The sequence below is a fragment of the Streptomyces flaveolus genome (genome assembly GCF_044765825.1).
In the GTDB taxonomy this organism is placed as follows: Bacteria; Actinomycetota; Actinomycetes; order Streptomycetales; family Streptomycetaceae; genus Streptomyces; species Streptomyces flaveolus.
In genome coordinates this window covers 103,026-124,437 of record NZ_JBIWKU010000013.1, presented here as the reverse complement: position 1 = coordinate 124,437, position 21,412 = coordinate 103,026, and the positions used below count along the sequence as shown (strand labels likewise).

Sequence of the window (21,412 nt, the reverse complement as noted above, 5' to 3'; positions counted from 1 at the left end):
CATTCCATATGTATGATCTGCGTCTATATTTCTGAACGCCTCCACGCTAAGCCGCCGCCCGGAGGCCGGTCAAGCGCGCCAACTCCCGACACACCAGCGGACTCTTCGCTTCCGCACCGCTCCGCCCGGATACTTGACGGGCCGCGCCTCCCCTCCTTAGCGTGTCCACGCATATGAACGCCGTACGTGCATGCGTATGGCGGCCGCTTCGAGGAGACCCCAGGAGACCCCGAGGATGCCCGCTCCCCGCACCGTTCTGCTCACCGGCGCCGCCGGCGGCCTCGGCACCCTGATGCGGGACCTGCTCCCCGGCTACGGCTACGAGCTGCGCCTGCTCGACCTGCGCCCCGTCGAGGGCGAGCCGGACGCGATCGTCGCCGACCTCGCCGACAAGGACGCCGTGCGCGAGGCGGTCCGGGGCGTCGACGCGATCATCCACCTCGCCGGCATCTCCCTGGAAGCCTCCTTCGAGAAGATCCTCAAGGCGAACATCGAGGGCACGTACAACTTGTACGAGGCCGCCCGCGAGGAGGGCGTCGGACGCGTCGTCTTCGCCTCCTCCAACCACGCCGTCGGCTACACCCCGCGCCCGCAGGGCGACGACCCCCTCATCCCGGTCGACACCCCGCGCCGCCCGGACACCTTCTACGGCCTGTCCAAGTGCTTCGGCGAGGACCTCGCCCAGCTCTACTGGGACAAGCACGGCCTGGAGACCGTCTCGGTCCGCATCGGCTCCTGCTTCCCCGAGCCGACCAGCGTGCGCATGCTCTCGGTGTGGATGAGCCCCGCCGACGGCGCCCGGCTCCTGCACGCGGCCCTCACCGCGGAGCACGTCGGCCACACCGTCGTCCACGGCTCCTCCGCCAACACCCGGCTCTGGTGGGACCTCACCTCCGCGCGGGCACTCGGCTACGAACCGCAGGACGACTCCGAGCCGTACGCCGAGAAGCTCATCGCCGAACAGGGCGACCTCGACCCGGACAACCCGGCGCACGCGCACCTCGGCGGCCACTTCGTGACCGACCCCCCGATCTGGCCGTACTGACCGGAAGACGACCCCACGACGGGCGGGCGGGCACCGAACGGGCCCGCCCGCCCCCGTATGCGGGCGTCCGCGCTGCCCGTTCCCACCCCGTACACCGCTGCCTCCCAGGTCCGGGACGGGCACCCGGCGGCCGAAGCGGGCACAACCGGGCAGCATCGGGCCCGCAACAAGCCTGGTCAGTGCCGCGGAGCCGCTGTAGAACTTCACCCAAGGGCCGCACAGGGCCCGAACGGGCAAGGACGCGGCGACGAGGCGGTGAGGCGGGTGTTCGGCATGAGCACGAGGACGGCGGAGGAACGGCAGCGCGAGATCGTGCGGGTCGCCCGCGCCACCGGCTCGGTCGACGTCACCGCGCTCGCGGCCGAACTGGGCGTCGCCAAGGAGACCGTACGGCGTGACCTGCGCGCCCTGGAGGACCACGGCCTGGTCCGCCGCACCCACGGCGGCGCCTACCCCGTGGAGAGCGCCGGCTTCGAGACCACGCTCGCCTTCCGCGCCACCAGCCACGTCCCCGAGAAGCGCCGGATCGCCTCCGCCGCCGCCGAGCTGCTCGGCGACGCCGAGACGGTCTTCGTCGACGAGGGCTTCACCCCCCAGCTCATCGCCGAGGCCCTCCCCCGGGACCGCCCGCTGACCGTGGTCACCGCGTCCCTGCCGGTGGCGGGCGCCCTCGCCGAGGCCGGCGACACCTCCGTGCTGCTGCTGGGCGGCCGGGTCCGCCCCGGCACGCTCGCCACCGTCGACCACTGGACGACGAAGATGCTCGCCGGGTTCGTCGTCGACCTGGCCTACATCGGCGCCAACGGCATCTCCCGCGAGCACGGCCTGACCACCCCCGACCCCGCCGTCAGCGAGGTCAAGGCGCAGGCCGTCCGCGCCGCCCGCCGCACCGTGTTCGCCGGCACGCACACCAAGTTCGGCGCGGTCAGCTTCTGCCGCTTCGCGGAGATCGGCGCGCTGGAAGCCATCGTCACCAGCACCCTCCTGCCCGCGGCCGAGGCCCACCGCTACTCGCTGCTCGGACCGCAGGTCATCCGCGTCTGAGAACCACCCGCACGTCCCCGCAGGGCACCCCCATGCCCCGCACTGCCCCGTACCTCCCCATATGTTCAGGAGCGATCCATGCGAACCCAGAGCCGACGGAGGCCGCGAGCCCTGCTCGCCACGGCCGCCGCAGGGACGCTGCTCGCCCCGCTGCTCTCCGGCTGCTGGGTCGGGGCGGGCGGGGCCGGGTCGGGCGGCGACGCCATCAACGTCCTGATGGTCAACAACCCTCAGATGACCGTGCTGCAGAAGCTCACCGCCGACCACTTCACGAAGGAGACCGGCATCAAGGTGAACTTCACCGTCCTGCCGGAGAACGACGTCCGCGACAAGATCAGCCAGGACTTCGCCAACCAGGCCGGCCAGTACGACGTCGCCACCCTCTCCAACTACGAGATACCGATCTACGCCCGCAACGAGTGGCTCCACGAGATGGACCCCTACGTCGCGAAGGACCCGGCGTACGACGAGAAGGACATCCTGGGGCCGATGCGCGAGTCCCTCACCGGCGACGACGGCAAGCTCTACGGGCAGCCCTTCTACGGCGAGTCGTCGTTCCTCATGTACCGCAAGGACCTGTTCGCCGCCAAGGGCCTGACGATGCCCGCCCACCCCACCTGGACCCAGGTGGCGGACCTCGCCGCCGAACTGGACGGGGCCGAGCCCGGCATGAAGGGCATCTGCCTGCGCGGACTGCCCGGCTGGGGCGAACTGATGGCCCCGCTGACGACGGTCGTCAACACCTTCGGCGGCACCTGGTTCGACAAGGACTGGCAGGCCCGGCTCGACTCGCCCGAGTGGGAGAAGGCGACCAAGTTCTATGTCGGCCTGGTCCGCGAGCACGGCGAGTCCGGCGCCGCCCAGTCCGGCTTCGCCGAGTGCCTGAACAACCTGACCCAGGGCAAGGTCGCCATGTGGTACGACGCCACGTCGGCGGCAGGCTCCCTGGAATCGGCCAAGTCCCCGGTCAAGGGAAAGATCGGCTACGCGCCGGCCCCCGTCGAGAAGACCGACTCCTCCGGCTGGCTCTACACCTGGGCCTGGGGCATCCAGAAGGCGTCCCGCAACCCCGACAAGGCCTGGAAGTTCGTCTCCTGGGCCTCGGGCAAGGAGTACGAGCAGCTCGTCGGCGACAAGATCGGCTGGTCCGACGTCCCGGCCGGCAAGCGGGCCTCGACGTACGAGAACCCGGCCTACCGCGCCGAGGCCGCCGCCTTCCAGGAGATGACCCGCGAGGCCATCGAGGGGGCGAAACCGGGCGACCCCGGCGTGCAGCCGCGCCCCGCGCCCGGCATCCAGTTCGTCGGCATCCCCGAGTTCACCGACCTCGGCACCAAGGTCTCCCAGGAGATCAGCGCGGCCGTCGCCGGACGCCAGTCCGTCGAGGAGGCCCTGAAGAAGTCCCAGCAGCTCGCCGAGAAGATCTCCGAGGAGTACGAGGGACGATGACCGCCACGACCTCGGCCCCCGCGGCCGCACCCGACCACGTCCGCACCACCGTCCGCCCGCCGTCCTCCCGGCTGAGGGCCTGGGCCACCCGGGCCCCGCTGCTCCCCGCCCTGATCTTCATGATCGCGGTCACCCAGCTGCCCTTCGTGGCCACCCTGGTGATCTCCCTCTTCGACTGGAACGCCCTCTACCCGGACGCCCGCCACTTCACCGGCCTCGCCAACTACGGCGACGTCCTCACCGACCCCGACCTGCGCACGTCGGTGTGGACGACGATCCTGCTCACCGTGGCGGTGGTCCTCGCCAGCCTGGTCCTCGGACTGGCCCTCGCCCTGCTCCTCGACCGCCGCTTCAAGGGCCGGGGCGTGGTCCGCACCCTGCTGATCGCACCGTTCCTGGTCGTCCCGGTGGCGGCGGCACTGCTGTGGAAGCACGTCCTGTACAACCCCGAGTACGGCCTGCTCAACGGCCTGTTGCACTATGTCGGCGGCCCGCAGCCGGACTGGATCTCGAACACCCCGCTGCTCGCCGTCGAGGCCTCACTGGTGTGGCAGTGGACGCCGTTCATGATGCTGATCCTGCTGGCCGGGCTGCAGAGCCGGGACCAGCAGCAGATCGAGGCCGCCCGGGTGGACGGGGCGAGCGACTGGCAGATCTTCGTCCACCTCACCCTCCCCCACCTGCGCCGCTACCTCGAACTGGGCGCCCTGCTCGGCTCGATCTACATCGTCCAGAACTTCGACGCGGTCTTCACCCTCACATCCGGCGGCCTGGGCACGGCCAACCTGCCCTACACCGTCTACCAGAGCTTCTACCAGGCCCACGAGAACGGGCTCGCCTCGGCCGCGGGCGTCCTGGTCGTCATCGGCTCGATCATCATCGCCACCTTCGCGCTGCGCGTGGTGTCGTCCCTGTTCCGCGAGGAGGTGTCCCGCGCATGAGCGCCACCGCCGTACGCCCCGCCGCCGTACGCACCGAGCCCGCCCGAGCCCGCCGCAGGGGCGGCGCCGGCCTGGGCCTGGTCGCCTGGCTGGCCGGGATCGTCTTCTTCCTGCCCATCGCATGGATGGCCCTGACCTCCTTCCACTCGGAGGAGGACGCGGCCGCCAACCCGCCGTCCTTCGCCGCCTCGCTGACCCTGGACGGCTACCGCGAGTTCTTCGGCGCGGGCGGCGGCGCGAGTCCCTGGCCGGCGCTGATCAACTCGGCGGTGGCCTCGGTCGCCTCGACCCTGTTCGTCCTGGTGCTGGCCCTGCCGGCCGCGTACGCGCTCTCCATCCGCCCGGTGAAGAAGTGGACGGACGTCCTGTTCTTCTTCCTGTCCACCAAGATGCTGCCGGTGGTGGCGGGCCTGCTGCCGATCTACCTGTTCGCCAAGAACACGGACCTGCTGGACAACATCTGGCTGCTGGTCGTCCTCTACACCTCCATGAACCTGCCGATCGCGGTCTGGATGATGCAGTCCTTCCTCGCCGAGGTCCCGGTGGCGATCATCGAGGCTGCCCGGGTGGACGGCGCGAGGCTGCCGACGGTCCTGGCCCGGGTGGTCGCCCCGATCGCCCTCCCCGGCATCGCCGCGACCTCCCTCATCTGCTTCATCTTCAGCTGGAACGAACTGCTCTTCGCCCGGGTGCTGACGGGCGTGGTCGCCGAGACCGCCCCCGTCTTCCTGACCGGCTTCATCACCAGCCAGGGCCTGTTCCTGGCGAAGGTGTGCGCCGCGTCGCTCGTCATCTCCCTGCCGGTGCTCGCCGCGGGGTTCGCCGCCCAGGACAAACTGGTCCAGGGCCTGTCGTTGGGAGCCGTGAAATGAAGGCCGCCGTCATCGAGTCCGTGGGCCGTGCCGTCGTCAGCGAGGTCCCGGACCCGACGCCGGGCCCGCGCGAGGTCGTCGTCGAGGTCGCGGCCTGCGGCCTGTGCGGCACCGACCTGCACATCCTCCAGGGCGAGTTCGCGCCCAAGCTGCCGATCGTGCCGGGCCACGAGTTCGCCGGCGCGGTGGTCGGCGTCGGCACCCAGGTCACCGAGGTGTCGGTCGGCGACCGGGTCGCCGTCGACCCCTCCCTCTACTGCTACGAGTGCCGCTACTGCCGCACCGGCCACAACAACCTCTGCGAACGCTGGGCGGCCATCGGCGTCACGACGGCGGGCGGCGCGGCGCAGTACGCGGTGGCACCGGTGGCGAACTGCGTGAAGCTCCCCGAGCACGTCCGCACCGAGGACGCGGCCCTGATCGAGCCCCTGTCCTGCGCGGTCCGCGGCTACGACGTCCTGCGGTCCCGCCTCGGCGCCCACGTCCTGATCTACGGCTCGGGCACGATGGGCCTGATGATGCTGGAGCTGGCCAAGCGGACCGGCGCGGCGAGCGTGGACGTGGTGGACCTCAACCCGGCCCGCCTGGAGACGGCCCGCGGCCTCGGCGTCTCGGCGTCGGCCGCGACCCCGGACGAGCTGGACCGCCCCCAGGGCTGGGACCTGGTCATCGACGCGACGGGCAACGCGGCGGCGATCCAGGACGGCCTGGACCGGGTCGCCAAGGCGGGCACGTTCCTCCAGTTCGGCGTGGCCGACTACGCGACGCGGGTACAGATCGACCCGTACCGCATCTACAACCAGGAGATCACCATCACCGGCTCGATGGCGGTCCTGCACAGCTACGAGCGCGCGGCGGAACTGTTCGCGAACGGCGTCCTGGACCCGGACGTCTTCATCAGCGACCGCATCCCACTGGACCGCTACCCGCAGGCACTGGAGCAGTTCGCGGCAGGCGTGGGCCGCAAGATCGTGGTGGTGCCGTGAGCCCGGTCGCCGCCAGCCCGTCCGGCGTTTGAGGACGAGGCCGTCCGGGCCGAAGCGGAGGTCCGGGGGCGGCAGCCCTCAGGGACGGGAACGGGAAGGGGCGGCGGGGGCGAAACCCACCGGCGCCCCGCCCCACCTCCCCCGCGCCCCGAATGGCCCCCGGGTAAGGGAACGGTAAAACGGCCTCGCTCGTTCACCCGGCATGACAGCTATGACCCCCGGCTCGAACATCCCCCTCTCCGCCGCCCGCGTGACGGTGGACGTCACCGCCCCCGTGCGGCTGGACGTATCGGGCCTGCTGCTCACCGCCGACGGCAAGGTGCGCTCAGACGACGACTTCATCTTCTACAACCAGCCCACCGGCCAGGGCGTGACGTACCGCTCCGGCGGCGGCACCGCCCCGGACGCGATCACGGTCGACACCGCCGCCGTCCCGCCGGGCATCGAGAAGATCGTCGTCACCGCCAGCCCGGACGCCGCCGGCCAGACCTTCCAGGGCATCGAGCCGACCGCCACCATCCGCAACGCGGACGACAACTCCGTTCTCGCCACCTTCACGCCCCCGCAGCTCGGCAGCGAGACGGCACTCGTGATCGTGGAGGTCTATCTGCGCAACGGCGCCTGGAAGGCCCGCGCGGTCGGCCAGGGCTACGCCAACGGCCTCGCGGGCATCGCCACCGACTTCGGCGTCACGGTGGAGGAGCCGGCGGCCCCCGCCCAGCCGGCCCCGCCGCAGGCGGTCACCCCGCCGCCGGCCCCGCCCGCCGCCGCGCCCACGATGCCCGCCGCTCCCCCGGCGCCGCCGGCCACGCCGCCCGCGCCCGCTCCGGGCACCGGGAAGATCAACCTCGACAAGGGCCGGGTCAGCCTCCAGAAGAACCAGACGGTCTCCCTGATGAAGGGCGGCCGGCCGCTGCTGTCCCAGGTCAAGATGGGCCTCGGCTGGGAGCCCGCCTACCGCGGCAAGGACATCGACCTGGACGCCTCGGTCATCGCCTACGGCCCGCAGCGCAACCACATCGACAGCTGCTACTTCGGCAAGCTCCAGATCGTGAACGGCGCGATCCGCCACTCCGGCGACAACCTCACCGGCGAAGGCGGCGGGGACGACGAGGTGATCACCGTCGACCTCGGCCGGCTCCCCATGGACGTCTCCGGCCTGGTCTTCACGGTCAACTCCTTCTCCGGCCAGAAGTTCACGGAGGTCGCCAAGGCCTACTGCCGCCTCCTGGACGGCACGACCGGCGAGGAACTGGTCCGCTTCGACCTCACCAGCGCCGAGCCGCAGACCGGCGTGATGATGGCGAAGCTGATCCGCCAGTTCTCCGGCGAGTGGGAGATGACCGCCATGGGCAACTTCGTCAAGTCCCGCACGGTCCGGGGCATGGTGAAGCCGGCGGGCCAGGCGCTGTAGGGGGCCGGGCACAGGGCCGCCCCCCCGGACCCCCGGCGCGGCCCTACGCCCGCAGACCGTCCACCACCAGCGACAGATACCGCCGTACGGACGTCCCGTCCTCCGCCCCGGCCATCTCGGACGCCGTCACCACGCCGTGCACCAGCCGCAGCACCTCGACGGGCTCGACGTCGCGTCGCAGCGCGCCCTCGTCCTGCGCCGCCCGGACCAGCCGCGTCGCCGCCCCGCGCACGCAGTCACCGCACGCTGCGCCCACCGCGGCCCCGCCACCGGTGACGGCCGTGCCCAGCAGCGCCTTCAGCCCGCTCACCTGAAGCATCCCGACGGCGAGTTCACCGAGCCACGCCACGAGCGCCTCGCCCGCCGGCCGTCCGGCCGCGATCACGTCGGCACGGGCGGCGATCGCCTCGATCCGCTCCAGGTAGGCGGCCTCCAGCAGCGCCCGACGCGTCGGAAAGTGCCGGTACAGGGTGCCGACACCGACCCCGGCGCGCTTGGCGATGTCGTCCAGCGAGGCGCCCTCACCGCGCTCCGCGAAGGCCTGCGCCGCCACCGCGAGCAACCGCTCACGATTGCGCCGGGCATCCGCCCGCATGGGCCTGACCTGCGCCATCCCACTACTCCCTGCCCGCCGGGGAACCTCCCCGGCAGCCTACCGCGCGGGGTCCGCACGGCCGGCTGAGCGGCCCGGTGAGCGGCCCGCGGCCCGCACCCGTCGTGCGTGGGTGCGGGCCGCGGGGACCGGTGGCGTCAGGCCGCCGCCCAGGGCCAGTCGGCGTCCCGGGCCGCCTCCAGCAGCGGGACCATCCGGAAGGCCGCGTCCGAGAGACCTCCGAAGGTGTGCCGGTTCGCCCGGCCCGACGGGCCGTGGCCCGCCCGGTATCCCGCGAGGTTCCAGGTGTAGACCGGCACGTCCGCCGGGACCTGCTCGGTCGGGTCGCCGTGCCGGCTGTACGCGTACTGCTCGTCGGTGACGATCAGCACCCGGTCGTGCTTCTTGTAGTGCCGCCGGACGGCCTCGGTCGTATCGGTGCCGCCCAGGTCGCCGAAGCGGCCCAGGATCTTCAGCACCGACCCGCCCCTGCGGAAGGGCACGCGGTTGCTGGTCGTCCCGAACTCGACGAGGTCCGCGTCCGCCGCCCGCAGCGCGAGCGCCGTGCCGAAGACCGCGGCCGCGTCGGCCCGGTTGAGCTCCGAGCGGTCGGACATCCGGGAGTAGAACATGGAGCCCGAGCGGTCCACGAGGACCAGTGTCCGGCCGGGCAGCGCGGGCACGTTGGCCAGCGAGTGGCCGAGCGCCTGCTCCAGCGGGTAGGACCAGCGCAGCGACGGCGCGTGCCGGTACGCGGCGAGGTAGCGGAAGGGGAACTGCCGCGAGCGCGCCACCTGCTCCGGGTCGCTGATCCGCGCCGCGACCCGTGCGGCGACCTCGTCGGACACACCGGCCTCGTCGAAGTTGCGCAGGTTGCGGACGAGCGCCATGGCACCCATGGACGGGATCACGGCTTCCCACGCCGCCTTGTCCATCGGGCCCTGGAGCCAGCCGGCCAGCATCTCCCAGGTGATGCCCGCCGCCGCGAGCCGCTCGGCACCGTCGGGTGCGGTGACGACCGCCCGCCGCCGTTCGACGGGCAGCGCCATCAGCTCGCGGTGTGCGACCAGGACGCGGTTCGACGCGGGCGGCACCGCGGTGTCGGGGTTGTGCCGGCGGTCCAGCGCGTACTGGAACAGCTCGCCCTGCCACGGCTTGGCCGGGTCCGGCGCCGCGTGCACCAGGTTGAGGATGTCGCCGAAGCGGTACCCCTTGGACGCGGTGTCGTACTTCAGCAGCGACTTGCCGTGGTAGAGCCGCCGTACGGCGTCGGCGATCCCCCGCTTGACCGGCTTGGGCACGGCGCGGCCGTACGTCGCCGTCCAGTAGGCCAGCAGCTCGCCGGGCTCGTCGGGCCGCTGGAGCACGGAGGCGACGACCTCGCGGTTGGTGGGGCCGCCCGTGGCGCCGGCGTCGAGGCGGGCCTTGACGTACTCGGCGGCGCCGACGATCGAGGCGGTGCGCAGGTTGCCCTCGCCGCGCAGCCAGCCGAGCAGGCCGGCCGTCCAGGACGGGTCGGTGAGGGCGAGTTCGCGCACCAGGCCGGCGAACCGGTCGTCGCGGCCGGCGCCGGACTCGTAGAACGTCTGCTGCGACACGAAGTTGCCGACCGCCAGCAGGAAGAGCTCGGAGCGCGGGTCTCGCTCGCGGCCCCGGCCGCCCTGGTGGGTGGTGAGGACGCGGCCCGTCGACGTCACGCGCGAGGCGGGCTGCGCCTTCGCGGACCTGGTGTTGAATCGCGCCATGATGAATTCCCCCGAATTCGTCCGGAGGGAGGCGTGGCGAAGGGAGGGTGCCCGAGGTCGGAATCGGCGACGGGACTGTCCGGACGCTCTTCCGTTTGAGCTACACCGACCCTGGGTCGGTGACGGGATTCGAACCCGCAGCATTCCGGTCTAAGGAAGTAGCCGCTGCCCGCGCACCGGGCACCCACCATTCGCTGCGCCTCCCGAGATCAAGTCGGCCGCGGCATCGGGTTCTTTTTCGAGAAGAAGTAGCCGCGGCCCGCGCACCGGGAGGTGCGTGAAGTTTTCGGTGTCCAGAGTTCAGGTCGGCGGAACCGACAAGGTGCTCTAACCCCTGAGCTACACCGGCGCGTTGTGCCGGAGACGGGACTCGAACCCGTGACCGCCCCATTATGAGTGGAAGTAGGTCCTGCCTTCGCACCTGGACGTTCATCACTCTAAAAGGGCGGCCACCGGCCGGGCGAGCGAATTAATTGCCGCGCTTCTGCCGCTTCCACGGCCCGGTGATGGCGAGCATGATGCCGGGCGTCTGGATGTTGGCGTACAGGGTCCGGCCGTCGGGCGAGAAGGTGACGCCGGTGAACTCGCTGTACTCGGGCTCCTCTTCGGACCCGATGTTCAGCTCGTTGCGGGCGATGGGGTAGGTACGGCCGCTGTCCGTGGCGCCGAACAGGTGCTGGACGCCTTCGCCGTCCTCGGCGATGACGAGGCCGCCGTAGGGCGAGACGGTGATGTTGTCGGGGCCGTCGAAGGCACCGTCGGCGGAGGGGTCGGGGTTGACGCCGAGGAGGACCTTCAGGGTGAGGGTGCGGCGCTTGGGGTCGTAGAACCAGACCTGGCCGTCGTGCGGCCGGGGGCTCTCGTCACGGGCGAAGGAGGAGACGACGTAGGCGCCGCCGTCGGCCCACCACATGCCCTCCAGCTTGCGGGCGCGGGTGACCTGGCCGTCGGTGAACTGCTTGCGCACGGACGTGGTCTTCGCGTCACGGTCGGGGACGGCGACCCAGTCGACGCCGTAGACGGTGCCGGTCTTCGTGGCGCGGGAGAGGTCGTCGACGAACTTGCCGCCGGAGTCGAAGCACTTGAACGCCTCCAGGACGCCGGCGTCGTCGGCGAGGGTGCGCAGCCGGCCCCGGCCGTGCCGGAAGCCCTCCGGCGGGGTCCAGCGGTAGAACAGGCCGTTGGGGCCGGAGGCGTCCTCGGTGAGGTAGAGGTGGCCGCGCTTGGGGTCGACGACGACGGCCTCGTGGGCGTAGCGGCCCAGCGCCTTCACCGGCTTGGGGTCGCGGTTGGCCCGGCGGTCCTCGGGGTCGACCTCGAAGACGTAGCCGTGGTCCTTGGTCATGCCGTTCTTGCCGGCCTTGTCCTCGGTCTCCTCGCAGGTCAGCCAGGTGCCCCACGGGGTGCTGCCGCCCGCGCAGTTGGTGGCGGTGCCGGCGATGCCGACCCACTCGGCGACGTGGCCGCCGCGGCGGACCTCGACGACCGTGCAGCCGCCGGCGGCCGCCGGGTCGTAGACGAGGCCCTCGGTGAGCGGCACCGGGTGGTCCCACTTGGTGCGGGGGCCGCCGAGTTCGTGGTTGTTGACGAGGAGGGTGGCGCCCCGCGGGCCCTCGAAGGTGGCGGTGCCGTCGTGGTTGGAGGGGGTGTACTCGCCCGTCTCCAGCTTGGTCCGGCCGCTGTACGTGACGATCTCGTACCGGAAGCCGGCGGGCAGGGCGAGGATGCCGTCCGGGTCGGGGACCAGCGGTCCGTAGCCGATCCCGCCGTGGTCGTGGCCGTGGCCGTGCGCCTGGTCCGCGCTCTCGGTGTCGGTGGACGCGAGGGCCTGCGGGGCGGTGGCGAGGGCGCCGACACTGCCCGCCAGCACGACTCCGGCACCGGTGAGTGCGGATCGGCTGGCGAAGTCCCTGCGGGTGAGCGACATGGTGTCTCCTGTGACGATGAGCGTGCCGTGGAGGGTGGCGGACCTCGGTTCGGCGTCACGTTGTCGCCCACGTCTGAACACCAGCTGAACTGAACACGACCACCCCCTGCCCACTTGCATGAATCGCACGGGGGAGGTCGTCACCGCGGGCAGGCGTGCCCCCAAGCGCGGCACGGATGGGCACGGCGGCACCCCGCAAACGCCACGCAGCGCCCCGCGGACACGCGTCACCGCGGGCAATCGTGCCGCCAAGCGCGGCACGGGTGGGCACGGCGGCACCCCGCAAGTGCCGGGCCGCGTCACCCACCCCGCGCCCGCGGCAGCGCCGGGCACCCCGCAGGCGCCGGCCGCGGAACCCACCCGCCGGTCCGCTGGACCAAGGGCTCCAGGACGCCCCGGTCACCTCGCCCGCTCAACCCCCGTGCTGCGACCTCGCCTTGAACGCCGCCTTACGCGCCTCCTTGGCCACCTTCTTGTCGGGGTGCAGCCGCCCCATCGCCTCCAGGACGTCCGCCGTGGCCGGGTGCCCGACCCGCCAGGCGGTGTCGAAGAACCCGCTGTGCTGCATGGCCAGGCCCTGCACGAGGGCCCGCAGCTCCTCGGAGTTGCCCTCGGCGGCGAGCTGCGCCGCCACGGTGTCGATGGTCAGCCAGAAGACCATCTCCTCGGGCGGTGCGGGCACGTCCCGCGCCCCGTGCTCGGTCAGCCAGACCCGGGCCAGCCCCCCGAGTTCCGCGTCGTCGAGGACCTCCCGCAGCGCGGGCTCGGCCTCGGCGCCGACCAGGGACAGCGCCTGCTGGCAGCGCAGCCGGCGCAGGGGCGCGCCGGCGTCCGAGCCGCGGGCCGCGGCCAGCAGTTCGCGCGCCGCGGCGAGCGGCTCGCGGTGGGCCAGCCACAGCTCGGTCTCGGCATGGGCCGACACCGGCGGGAAGGACGCCGTGCCGTCCAGCAGCGCGTCGGCGCCCTTGTCGGCGAGGTCCCCGACGGCGGGTGCCTCGAAGCCGGCCTCCAGCAGCCGGGTGCGCAGCGCGTACAGCCCGAGCGGGGTGAGCCGGACCATGCCGTAGCGGGCGACGTCGGCCTCGTCGACGGGCGCCGCGGGTTCCTCGTCCGCGTCGGCCATCAGGGCCTCGTCCACCGGCTGGTAGGTGACGAGGCCGACGGGCTCCAGCAGCCGGAACTGGTCGTCCAGCCGCATCATCGCGTCGGAAACCTGCTCCAGGACGTCGTTGGTGGGCTCGCCCATGTCGCTGGGCACGATGACGGACGCGGCCAGCGCGGGCAGCGGCACCGGGGTGTCGTCGGGCCCCTCCTCGCCGACAGTGAGGAGGTACAGATTGCCGAGCACGCCGTCGAGGAACTCGGCCTCGGCCTCGGGGTCCCAGCCGAGGGACGTCAGGTCGACCTCGCCCCCCTCGGCCATCGCGTCGACGATGTCGTCGAGGTCGGGCACGCTCGCGTCGGCGAGCACCGTCTCCAGGGCGGTGAGCCACACACCGAGCACGTCCTGCGGGGAGCCGCCGGTGAGCAGGGCGAGGTCCTCGCCCGTCGTGACGGTGCCCTGCTCCTCGTCGGTGATCTCCACCAGCCCGGTGTCCACCGCGATCCGCCACGCCTCGCTCGCGTAGGCCGCGGCGTCGTCCCCGGTCAGCCCGAGCAGTTCGGCCGCGGCCGACAGCTGCTCCTCGACGAGCCCGCCACCGGCGTCGACGCGGGTGTCCGGCCCGGCCCAGCGGGCGAGCCGGGCGGCCCGGGAGAGCACCGGTGTGGACAGCGCGTCGCGGGCCAGCTCCGCTTCGGGTCGCAGCCGTGCGGGCGGCAGGGTGGAGCTGTCTGACATCGGCTGATTCTCCTAGCGTGCCTCGACCGCCGTACGGCCATCCTCACCGCCGTACGGCTCAGCCGCTCAGCCTAGACGGGTTTCCACCGATGCCGCCCGGTTCATCTCCCCGTCGGGTGCCGTACATGGCCGAAACCTTGACAACTGACCTGAGCAGGCAGGAGATTGACGCGCGTAGAAAGCGGGGGGACAAGTGTTCACTCAGGTCCACGTGGACCCTGGGGCCCCTCGCGTTGCACCCTCGTCCCGGCGCTCTGTCTCGTCCCCGGAGGGATCCCGTTGGCCAGCAAGTCCTCCGCGCGCCTCGCCGCGCTCACCGTCGCCGCCGTCTGCTCGGCTGCGTCCACCGTCGTCCTCACCTCGCCGGCGCACGCCGACTCGGTGCGCATCCACGACATCCAGGGCACGACCCGGCTGTCGCCGTACGCCGGCCGGCAGGTCACGGACGTGGCCGGAACCGTCACCGGCGTCCGCGGCTACGGCTCCTCCAGAGGCTTCTGGATGCAGGACTCCCAGCCGGACGCGGATCCGGCCACCAGTGAGGGCGTCTTCGTCTTCACGAGCTCCACCCCGAAGGTCGCCGTCGGTGACGCGGTCACCGTCTCCGGCACGGTCTCGGAGTTCGTCCCGGGCGGCACCTCGTCCGGCAACCAGTCGCTGACCGAGATCACCCGGCCGACGGTCACCGTCGTCTCCAGCGGCAACGCCGTCCCGGCCGCGACGACCGTCTCCGCCCGGTCCGTGCCGCGCGCCTACGCCCCCGAGGGCGACCCGGCCGCGAACGGCTCGGTCAACGCCCTGCCGCTGCGCCCGGCGCAGTACGCCCTGGACTACTACGAGTCCCTGGAGGGGATGAACGTCCGGGTCGCCGACGCCCGCGTGGTCGGCGCCTCCGACCCGTACACCGAGCTGTGGGTCACGGTGAAGCCGTGGGAGAACGCCGGCCGCCGCGGCGGCACGGTCTACGGCTCCTACGACTCCCAGAACACCGGCCGGCTCCAGATCCAGTCCCTGGGCAAGCCGGCCGACTTCCCCGCCGCCACCGTCGGCGACACCCTCGCCGGCACGACCGCCGGCCCGCTGGACTACAACCAGTTCGGCGGCTACACGCTGGTCGCGAGCGAGATCGGCGCCCTGCGGAGCGGGGGCACCGAGCGCGAGTCGACGCGGGCGCAGAGCGACCACGAGCTGGCGGTGGCCACGTACAACGTCGAGAACCTCGACCCGTCCGACGCCACCTTCGCCGCGCACGCCGACGCGATCGTGCAGCACCTGAAGTCGCCCGACATCGTGTCCCTGGAGGAGATCCAGGACAACAACGGCGCCAAGGACGACGGCACGGTGGCCGCCGACGTGACGGTCGGCAAGCTGATCGACGCGATCGTCGCGGCGGGCGGCCCGCGCTACGAGTGGCGGGGCATCGACCCGGTCGACAAGGCGGACGGCGGCGAGCCCGGCGGCAACATCCGCCAGGCGTTCCTGTTCAACCCGGAGCGGGTCTCCTTCACCGACCGCGAGGCCGGCGACGCGACCACCGCGACCGGGGTGACGAAGGTGCGCGGCAAGGCGGTGCTCACGCACTCCCCCGGCCGCGTCGACCCGGCGAACGCGGCCTGGGAGAACAGCCGCAAGCCGCTGGCCGGCGAGTTCGTCTTCCGCGGCCGGACGGTCTTCGTCATCGCCAACCACTTCAACTCCAAGGGCGGCGACCAGGGCCTGACCGCGCAGTACCAGCCGCCGGTGCGCAGCTCGGAGACCCAGCGCCACGCCCAGGCGACGGCGGTGAACACCTTCGTCAAGGAGATCCTCTCCGCCCAGAAGAACGCGGACGTCATCGCCCTCGGCGACATCAACGACTTCGAGTTCTCCGGGACGGCGAAGGTCCTGGAGGACGACGGCGCGCTGTGGTCGGCGGTCAAGTCCCTGCCGCGCAGCGAGCGTTACTCGTACGTCTACCAGGGCAACAGCCAGGTCCTCGACCAGATCCTGGTCAGCCCGTCGATCCGGCGCAGCGGGCACCTGTCCTACGACAGCGTGCACATCAACGCCGAGTTCCACGACCAGATCAGCGATCACGACCCGCAGGTGCTGCGCTTCCGTCCGTAGCGGCAGGGGGCTGCTCGGGCACCAGGCCGAGGGCGTGGTCGTACCGGCTGCCGGTGAAGCCCCGTACGTCCGGATGGGTACGCACCCGGTCCCACTGGTCGGTGGCCGCGCCGATGCCCTCGCCCGGCGCGGCCAGGGCGGCGTCGTAGGCCTGGGTGCTCTCCCACTCGGCGTAGTTCAGCACATGGGTGCCGTCGGTGCTCAGGTGGAAGTGGGCCGAGATCAGGCCGCGGTGACCCGCCGGGTCGTCGGCGAGCGCCTTCAGCACGAGGCCGACCCAGTCACCGCGGCGCTCTGCCGCGTCCGGGACGAAGTCGATCCGGACGGTCACGATCAGGCCGGGGACCCGGGTGTCCCCGGCCTGGCGCTCCCGGCTTCCGTGGCGCCGGTACCGGCCGAGTTCCAGCCGTTCGATGCCCGGCACGGCGGTGTCGATCTCGTCGACGCGCTCCTGCCGGTGCGTCTTGACGAAGGCCTCGTACGCCTGCTCGCTCGCCCACTGCGAGTGGTGCAGGAGTGTGCTGCCGTCGTGGCCGGTGTAGACGTGGTAGCTCAGCAGGCCGCCGGCCGGCCAGGGACGGTTCTGCCAGGTGCGGGCGATGGCGTCGACGGTCTGCCGCTGCCGCTCGGGGGTGCCCACGCGCCAGGTGCTGAAGAAGGGTGCCCGCGCGTCGGGGCGGGCGAGTTCGGGGTGTGCGTCGGTACGGCGGGCCATGCCGGCCTCCACTGATCGGTGGTCGTCGGGTGCACGCACCACCCTCCGACCTCGACCAAGGTCGAGGTCAAGCCCGGCCCGTCGGCATCCAGACAGGAACGACGAGGGGCCCCGTGCAGGGGACCCCTCGTCGCGCCGTCTCCGGAATCAGCAGTGGCCGTGCCGCCGGCGCCACAGCACACCCGCCGCGACCGCCGCACCGGCCGCCGCGCCGGCGACGAGCACCGGACGCGGATGCCGCATCCCGGCCCGGGCCGCACCGCGCACCCGCTCGGGCACCCGCTGCCGGGCCTCGTGCCGGGCGGTGTGACCGGCCCGGTCCGCCTTGTCGTGCACGGTGTGACCCGCACGGCTCGCCCTGTCCTGCACGCTGTGACCGGCCTGCGCGGCGGAACTGCGCAGCTGCACGGTCATGGCGCCGGCCTTGTCCCTGAGGTCGGCGGCCCGGGCCTTGGCGCGGCCCTTCACGTCCGCCTTCCCCGCCAGCTCCTCCACGGTGTCGCCGAGCTGGCTGCGGGTCTGTTCGATCTGCCGTCGCAGCTCGTCGGGCCCTTTGGCCCCTCCGGTCGGCTGCGCGGTGGAGCCGGTCCTTGCGCCGTCTCCGCTCGTCGCGTCGGTCATCGATGCGCCCTTTCCCTGATCTCGTCCACGTCGGCCCTGACACTGCCGAGGGTCTGCTCGGGCGTGGGGGGTGCGGCACGGCGGAGCTGGGCGCGGCCGGTCATGGCCAGGATGCCCGCGATCACGAAGAGCAGCGCCGTCACGATGAGTGCCGCGGCCCAGACGGGCAGCGCCAGCGAGAGTGCGGCGGTGGCCGTGCCGGCCAGGGCGAACAGGCCCACGTAGGCGATGGCGCCCGCGGCACCGAGCATTCCGCCGCCGCGTCCGGCGCGCTTGCCCTTCTCGGCCAGCTCCACCTTGGCAAGGGCCACTTCCTGGCGCACGAGCCGGGAGAGCTGTTCGGTGGCCTGACCGACGAGTTCGCCCACGGAGTGGTGCTCGTCGCGCACAGGCCTGGTGTGCATGGTCCCGGTCACGGTGTTCCGCCTCCTCTCGGTTCGGAGGCATCCGGGTACCCCCGCCCGACGGGCACTACCCCTGCGCTCGACCGGTCAGCATCACTTACCCATACCTCGTAGAAAATTTAAGTAGAGCTACACCATCCGTCGGCCGACACTACCTCCATGACGACTGAGGACCACCCCGCGCCCGCCGCCCCTCCCCGCCCCTTCGGCCGCGCGCTGTGCGCCATGGTCACCCCCTTCACCGAGGCGGGCACGCTCGACCTCGACGGTGCGCAGCGGCTCGCGGACCGGCTGGTGTCGCGGGGCTGCGACGGTCTGGTGCTGTCCGGCACGACGGGCGAGTCGCCGACCACCACGGACGCGGAGAAGACGGCGCTGGTCACGGCGGTGCGGGAGGCGGTCGGGGGCCGGGCGGCGCTGGTCGCCGGGGTGGGCACCGCCGACACCCGGCACACGGTGGAGCTGGCGCGGGCCGCCGAGAAGGCCGGCGCGGACGGCCTGCTGGTGGTCGCGCCGTACTACAGCAGACCCCCGCAGGACGCGCTGGAGGCCCACTTCCGGGAGATCGCGGACGCCTGCGGGCTGCCGGTCATGCTCTACGACATCCCGGGCCGCACCGGCACCCGCATCGAGCCCGACACGATCGTCCGGCTGGCCGGACACCCGCGCGTCGTGGCGGTCAAGGACTGCTCCTACGACCTCCTCGGCACCCAGAAGGTGCTCTCCCGCACGGACCTGGCGTACTACGCGGGCTGCGACGAGCAGATCCTCGCCCTGTACGCGATCGGCGCCGCGGGCTGTGTCAGCACGGTCGCCAACGTCGCACCGGAGCCGTTCCGGGCCGTCCTGGACGCCTTCGACGCGGGCGACACCCGGGAGGCGGCCCGGCTCCAACGGCGGACGATCCCCCTCATCGAGCTGATGATGGCCTCGGACCTGCCCGGCACGGTCACCGCCAAGGCCCTCCTGAACGCGCTGGGCCTGCCCGCGGGCCCGGTCCGCGCACCGCTGCGCCCCGCGGACGCCGCGACGACCGACCGGCTCCTGACGGCATACGCCGATCAGTTCCAGGTGTAGCCGTCGCGGAACAGCAGCGTGTGCTCCAGCACGTTCTCCATCGGGTCGTCGACCTGCCCCACGTGGACGTCGAGGAGCCCCACCCGGGGCCCGTTGTGCGAGCCGGTGGTCGTCTCGTCGGCGTGCGCGGCCCCCGCCGGCCTCCAGCACACCAGCGCCGCGGCACCCGTCCCGGCCGGCCGGCGCGCCACACCCCTCACCCGCTCGTTCGGCGGTTCGTCCGCCGACCCCACCGGAAGGTCACGCGGAGTCATCCGTACGGGGACGTGCCCTCCCGAACAGGCCCTGCGGGGGCCGTCGGAAGGGCACGTCGACAACGCACCGACCAGTGGGGACCGGTCAGTTGTGGCTGTGCAGGACGTCGTTCAGGCCGCCCCACACCGCGTTGTTCGGGCGGGCCTCGACCGCGCCCGTGACCGAGTTGCGGCGGAAGAGGATGTTGGAGGCGCCGGAGAGTTCGCGGGCCTTGACGACCTGGCCGTCGGGCATGGTGACGCGGGTGCCGGCGGTGACGTACAGGCCGGCCTCGACCACGCACTCGTCGCCGAGCGCGATGCCGACGCCCGCCTCGGCGCCGACCAGGCAGCGCTCGCCGATGGAGATGATCACGTTGCCGCCGCCGGAGAGCGTGCCCATGGTGGAGGCGCCGCCGCCGATGTCCGAGCCGTCGCCGACGACGACGCCCGCGGAGATGCGGCCCTCGACCATCGACGTGCCGAGCGTGCCGGCGTTGAAGTTGACGAAGCCCTCGTGCATGACGGTGGTGCCCTCGGAGAGGTGCGCGCCGAGGCGGACGCGGTCGGCGTCGGCGATGCGGACGCCCTTGGGGGCGACGTAGTCCGTCATGCGGGGGAACTTGTCGATCGAGGTCACCTGGAGGTGCAGGCCCTCGGCGCGGGCGTTGAGGCGGACCTTCTCGACGTCGTCGACGGCGACCGGGCCGAGCGAGGTCCAGGCGACGTTGGCGAGGTGGCCGAAGATGCCCTCGAGGTTCTGGCCGTGCGGCTTGACCAGGCGGTGCGAGAGCAGGTGCAGGCGCAGGTAGACGTCGTGGGCGTCGATCGGCTTGTCGTCGAGCGAGGCGATGACCGTGCGGACCGCGACCACCTCGACGCCGCGGCGGGCGTCCGGACCGACCGCAGCGGTCGCGCCGCCGCCGAGCAGCTGGGCGGCCTGCTCGGCGGAGAGCCGCTCGGTGCCGGCCGGGCCGGGCTCGGCGGACAGTTCGGGGGCGGGGAACCAGGTGTCGAGGACGGTGCCGTCGGCGGCGATCGTGGCAAGCCCGGCGGCCACGGCGCCGGTGGTGCGAGGAGCAGTCGTGTCGGTCATGAGGGCAACCTAACCGGCCGGGGGCGTCGGGTGCGAACCGGTCGGCGGGGCATCTCACGTGGCGGGCGCGTGCCTGCGGGGCGTCCTGCGCGGGTGTGGCGGGGGTGCACGGTGCACGTGCGTGGCGAGGTGGCCCTCAGCCGCAGAACACCGCCTCGCCCCCCAGCCGCGGAACGCCGCCTGCCCGTCTGCAGAACACCGCCCGCCCCAGCTGTGGGCAGTCGTGCCTCCCCCAGTGCCTGAACGGCCTGGGAGGTGCCCCCCAGGGGCGGCGCGGGGGGCGCGGCCCCACCCGCGCCGCCGGGCCACGCGAACCCTCCTCGCCCCGCCTCAGCGCCGGGCACCCCGCGACGCCCGGCACACAATCCGCCCCCCCCACCCACGCCGGGCACCCTGCGCCGGCGCCCCGCCCGGGCAACCGCCCCGTTCAGCCCAGCACCCGCCCCAGCACCACCCGCGCATACTCCTCGTCGTACGGCGCGTCCGTCAGCAGCACCTGGAGGCAGATCCCGTCCAGCACGGCCACCAGCGCCCGCGCCGTGACCGGGTCCGTGCGGGCGGGGAGGAGGGTGCCCACGCCCTCCGCCCACTCCGCGGCGACCGGCCGCAACGCCGGGCGGCGCAGCGCGGCCAGGTACAGCTCGTACTCCAGCTCGACCCCCGTACGGTCGCCGGCCAGCCACTCGCCGAGGACGCGGGCCAGTTCGGCGGGCAGGTCGGCGGCGGGGTCCGACAGCGCCGGGTGCGCGGCGACGACCCGGGCGAAGCCCTCGTTGGCCTGGCGCAGGGCGGCGACCAGGAGGTCGTCGAGGGTCGCGAAGTGGTACGTCGTGGAGCCGAGCGGCACGTCCGCCTCCGCGGCGACCGTGCGGTGGCTGAGCCCCGCGATGCCCTTCGCCCCGACGACCCGGATCGCCGCGTCGATGATCCGTTGCCGCCGCTCGGGGTCGTAGCGCCGTGCCATCAGTGCGCCCCGCCCAGGTTCAGCACCACCACGCCGACGATGATCAGCGCGATGCCCGCCGCCTTGGTGAGGGTCATCCCCTCCCCCATGAACGCCATCCCGATCGTGGCGATGGCCGCCGTGCCCACGCCGGACCAGATGGCGTAGGCCGTGCCGACGGAGAGGGTCTTCAGCGTCTGGGCGAGCAGCGCGAAGGAGATCAGATAACCGAGGGCGGTCAGCACCGACGGCACCAATCGGCTGAAGCCCTCGCTGTACTTCATGGCGGTGGTCCCGGCGACCTCGGCGGCGATGGCTCCGGCCAGGAGCAGATATCCCATGTGTACGAGCGTACGTAACGA

At 72.5% G+C, this 21,412-nt stretch carries 20 protein-coding genes; 9 read left to right on the top strand and 11 right to left on the bottom strand.

Annotation, left to right across the window (positions count from 1 at the left end; all coding sequences use genetic code 11):
• Positions 1–235 precede the first annotated feature (235 nt).
• From ACIRG6_RS31885 to ACIRG6_RS31855, 7 genes are all read left to right on the top strand, one after another.
• Entirely contained in the window at positions 236–1,045 is an 810-nt protein-coding gene (locus ACIRG6_RS31885) for an NAD-dependent epimerase/dehydratase family protein (protein ID WP_364683162.1), read from the top strand.
• Between the two features lie 273 nt (positions 1,046–1,318).
• A complete protein-coding gene (locus ACIRG6_RS31880; RefSeq protein ID WP_350725474.1) occupies positions 1,319–2,089 on the top strand; it encodes a DeoR/GlpR family DNA-binding transcription regulator in 771 nt (256 codons plus the stop codon).
• A 78-nt stretch (positions 2,090–2,167) separates the two neighbouring features.
• Positions 2,168–3,538, top strand: coding sequence for an ABC transporter substrate-binding protein (locus ACIRG6_RS31875; protein ID WP_365022723.1), 1,371 nt, complete (start codon positions 2,168–2,170; stop codon positions 3,536–3,538).
• Entirely contained in the window at positions 3,535–4,479 is a 945-nt protein-coding gene (locus tag ACIRG6_RS31870; protein WP_350725478.1) for a carbohydrate ABC transporter permease, read from the top strand. Before ACIRG6_RS31875 ends, ACIRG6_RS31870 begins: the two co-directional genes overlap by 4 nt.
• The gene (locus ACIRG6_RS31865; protein ID WP_364683166.1) at positions 4,476–5,351 is read left to right on the top strand and encodes a carbohydrate ABC transporter permease; all 876 of its coding nucleotides are present in this window, start codon (positions 4,476–4,478) and stop codon (positions 5,349–5,351) included. Before ACIRG6_RS31870 ends, ACIRG6_RS31865 begins: the two co-directional genes overlap by 4 nt.
• On the top strand, positions 5,348–6,337 hold the full coding sequence (locus ACIRG6_RS31860; protein WP_350725481.1) for a zinc-dependent alcohol dehydrogenase family protein: 990 nt from the start codon (positions 5,348–5,350) through the stop codon (positions 6,335–6,337). The genes ACIRG6_RS31865 and ACIRG6_RS31860 overlap by 4 nt, the downstream gene beginning before the upstream one ends.
• Positions 6,338–6,548: 211 nt before the next feature.
• On the top strand, positions 6,549–7,751 hold the full coding sequence (locus tag ACIRG6_RS31855; protein ID WP_364683238.1) for a TerD family protein: 1,203 nt from the start codon (positions 6,549–6,551) through the stop codon (positions 7,749–7,751).
• Between the two features lie 43 nt (positions 7,752–7,794).
• Here the strand turns inward: ACIRG6_RS31855 and ACIRG6_RS31850 are convergent, their stop codons facing one another.
• From ACIRG6_RS31850 to ACIRG6_RS31835, 4 genes are all read right to left on the bottom strand, one after another.
• On the bottom strand, positions 7,795–8,364 hold the full coding sequence (locus ACIRG6_RS31850; protein ID WP_239771212.1) for a TetR/AcrR family transcriptional regulator: 570 nt from the start codon (positions 8,362–8,364) through the stop codon (positions 7,795–7,797).
• A gap of 137 nt (positions 8,365–8,501) precedes the next feature.
• Positions 8,502–10,088: a TROVE domain-containing protein gene (locus ACIRG6_RS31845; protein WP_403325161.1), complete on the bottom strand. Its 1,587-nt coding sequence runs from the start codon at positions 10,086–10,088 to the stop codon at positions 8,502–8,504.
• A gap of 469 nt (positions 10,089–10,557) precedes the next feature.
• Positions 10,558–12,015 (bottom strand): alkaline phosphatase PhoX, encoded by a 1,458-nt coding sequence (locus ACIRG6_RS31840; protein WP_364683171.1) that lies wholly within the window; start codon positions 12,013–12,015, stop codon positions 10,558–10,560.
• 412 nt (positions 12,016–12,427) lie between these two features.
• Entirely contained in the window at positions 12,428–13,855 is a 1,428-nt protein-coding gene (locus ACIRG6_RS31835; protein ID WP_403325160.1) for a hypothetical protein, read from the bottom strand.
• A 279-nt stretch (positions 13,856–14,134) separates the two neighbouring features.
• Here ACIRG6_RS31835 and ACIRG6_RS31830 point away from each other — a divergent pair, with 279 nt between their 5' ends.
• Positions 14,135–15,961: an endonuclease/exonuclease/phosphatase family protein gene (locus tag ACIRG6_RS31830; RefSeq protein ID WP_403325158.1), complete on the top strand. Its 1,827-nt coding sequence runs from the start codon at positions 14,135–14,137 to the stop codon at positions 15,959–15,961.
• Here ACIRG6_RS31830 and ACIRG6_RS31825 read toward each other — a convergent pair.
• The 3 genes from ACIRG6_RS31825 to ACIRG6_RS31815 form a co-directional block, all read right to left on the bottom strand.
• On the bottom strand, positions 15,921–16,676 hold the full coding sequence (locus ACIRG6_RS31825; protein ID WP_403325156.1) for an antibiotic biosynthesis monooxygenase family protein: 756 nt from the start codon (positions 16,674–16,676) through the stop codon (positions 15,921–15,923). The two genes, ACIRG6_RS31830 and ACIRG6_RS31825, sit on opposite strands and share 41 nt — an antisense overlap.
• Before the next feature lie 147 nt (positions 16,677–16,823).
• Positions 16,824–17,297 carry a DUF3618 domain-containing protein gene (locus ACIRG6_RS31820; protein ID WP_364683179.1) on the bottom strand — a complete coding sequence of 158 codons (474 nt, stop codon included), beginning with the start codon at positions 17,295–17,297 and terminating at the stop codon, positions 16,824–16,826.
• Positions 17,294–17,713, bottom strand: a complete 420-nt coding sequence (locus tag ACIRG6_RS31815) for a phage holin family protein (RefSeq protein WP_350721651.1) — start codon at positions 17,711–17,713, stop codon at positions 17,294–17,296. The genes ACIRG6_RS31820 and ACIRG6_RS31815 overlap by 4 nt, the downstream gene beginning before the upstream one ends.
• Before the next feature lie 147 nt (positions 17,714–17,860).
• Here ACIRG6_RS31815 and dapA point away from each other — a divergent pair, with 147 nt between their 5' ends.
• Positions 17,861–18,778, top strand: a complete 918-nt coding sequence (gene dapA / locus ACIRG6_RS31810; RefSeq protein WP_403325154.1) for a 4-hydroxy-tetrahydrodipicolinate synthase — start codon at positions 17,861–17,863, stop codon at positions 18,776–18,778.
• Here the strand turns inward: dapA and ACIRG6_RS31805 are convergent.
• The 4 genes from ACIRG6_RS31805 to ACIRG6_RS31790 all read right to left on the bottom strand — a co-directional run bounded on the left by ACIRG6_RS31805 (position 18,763) and on the right by ACIRG6_RS31790 (position 21,391).
• Complete coding sequence (locus ACIRG6_RS31805; protein WP_364817865.1) at positions 18,763–19,032, bottom strand: hypothetical protein; 270 nt, start codon at positions 19,030–19,032, stop codon at positions 18,763–18,765. The two genes, dapA and ACIRG6_RS31805, sit on opposite strands and share 16 nt — an antisense overlap.
• Before the next feature lie 85 nt (positions 19,033–19,117).
• Positions 19,118–20,107 (bottom strand): 2,3,4,5-tetrahydropyridine-2,6-dicarboxylate N-succinyltransferase, encoded by a 990-nt coding sequence (gene dapD, locus ACIRG6_RS31800; protein ID WP_225636002.1) that lies wholly within the window; start codon positions 20,105–20,107, stop codon positions 19,118–19,120.
• Positions 20,108–20,534: 427 nt separating this feature from the next.
• Positions 20,535–21,071, bottom strand: coding sequence for a TetR/AcrR family transcriptional regulator (locus tag ACIRG6_RS31795; protein ID WP_403325153.1), 537 nt, complete (start codon positions 21,069–21,071; stop codon positions 20,535–20,537).
• Positions 21,071–21,391, bottom strand: a complete 321-nt coding sequence (locus ACIRG6_RS31790) for a DMT family transporter (RefSeq protein ID WP_318218072.1) — start codon at positions 21,389–21,391, stop codon at positions 21,071–21,073. The genes ACIRG6_RS31795 and ACIRG6_RS31790 overlap by 1 nt, the downstream gene beginning before the upstream one ends.
• Positions 21,392–21,412: the final 21 nt, after the last annotated feature.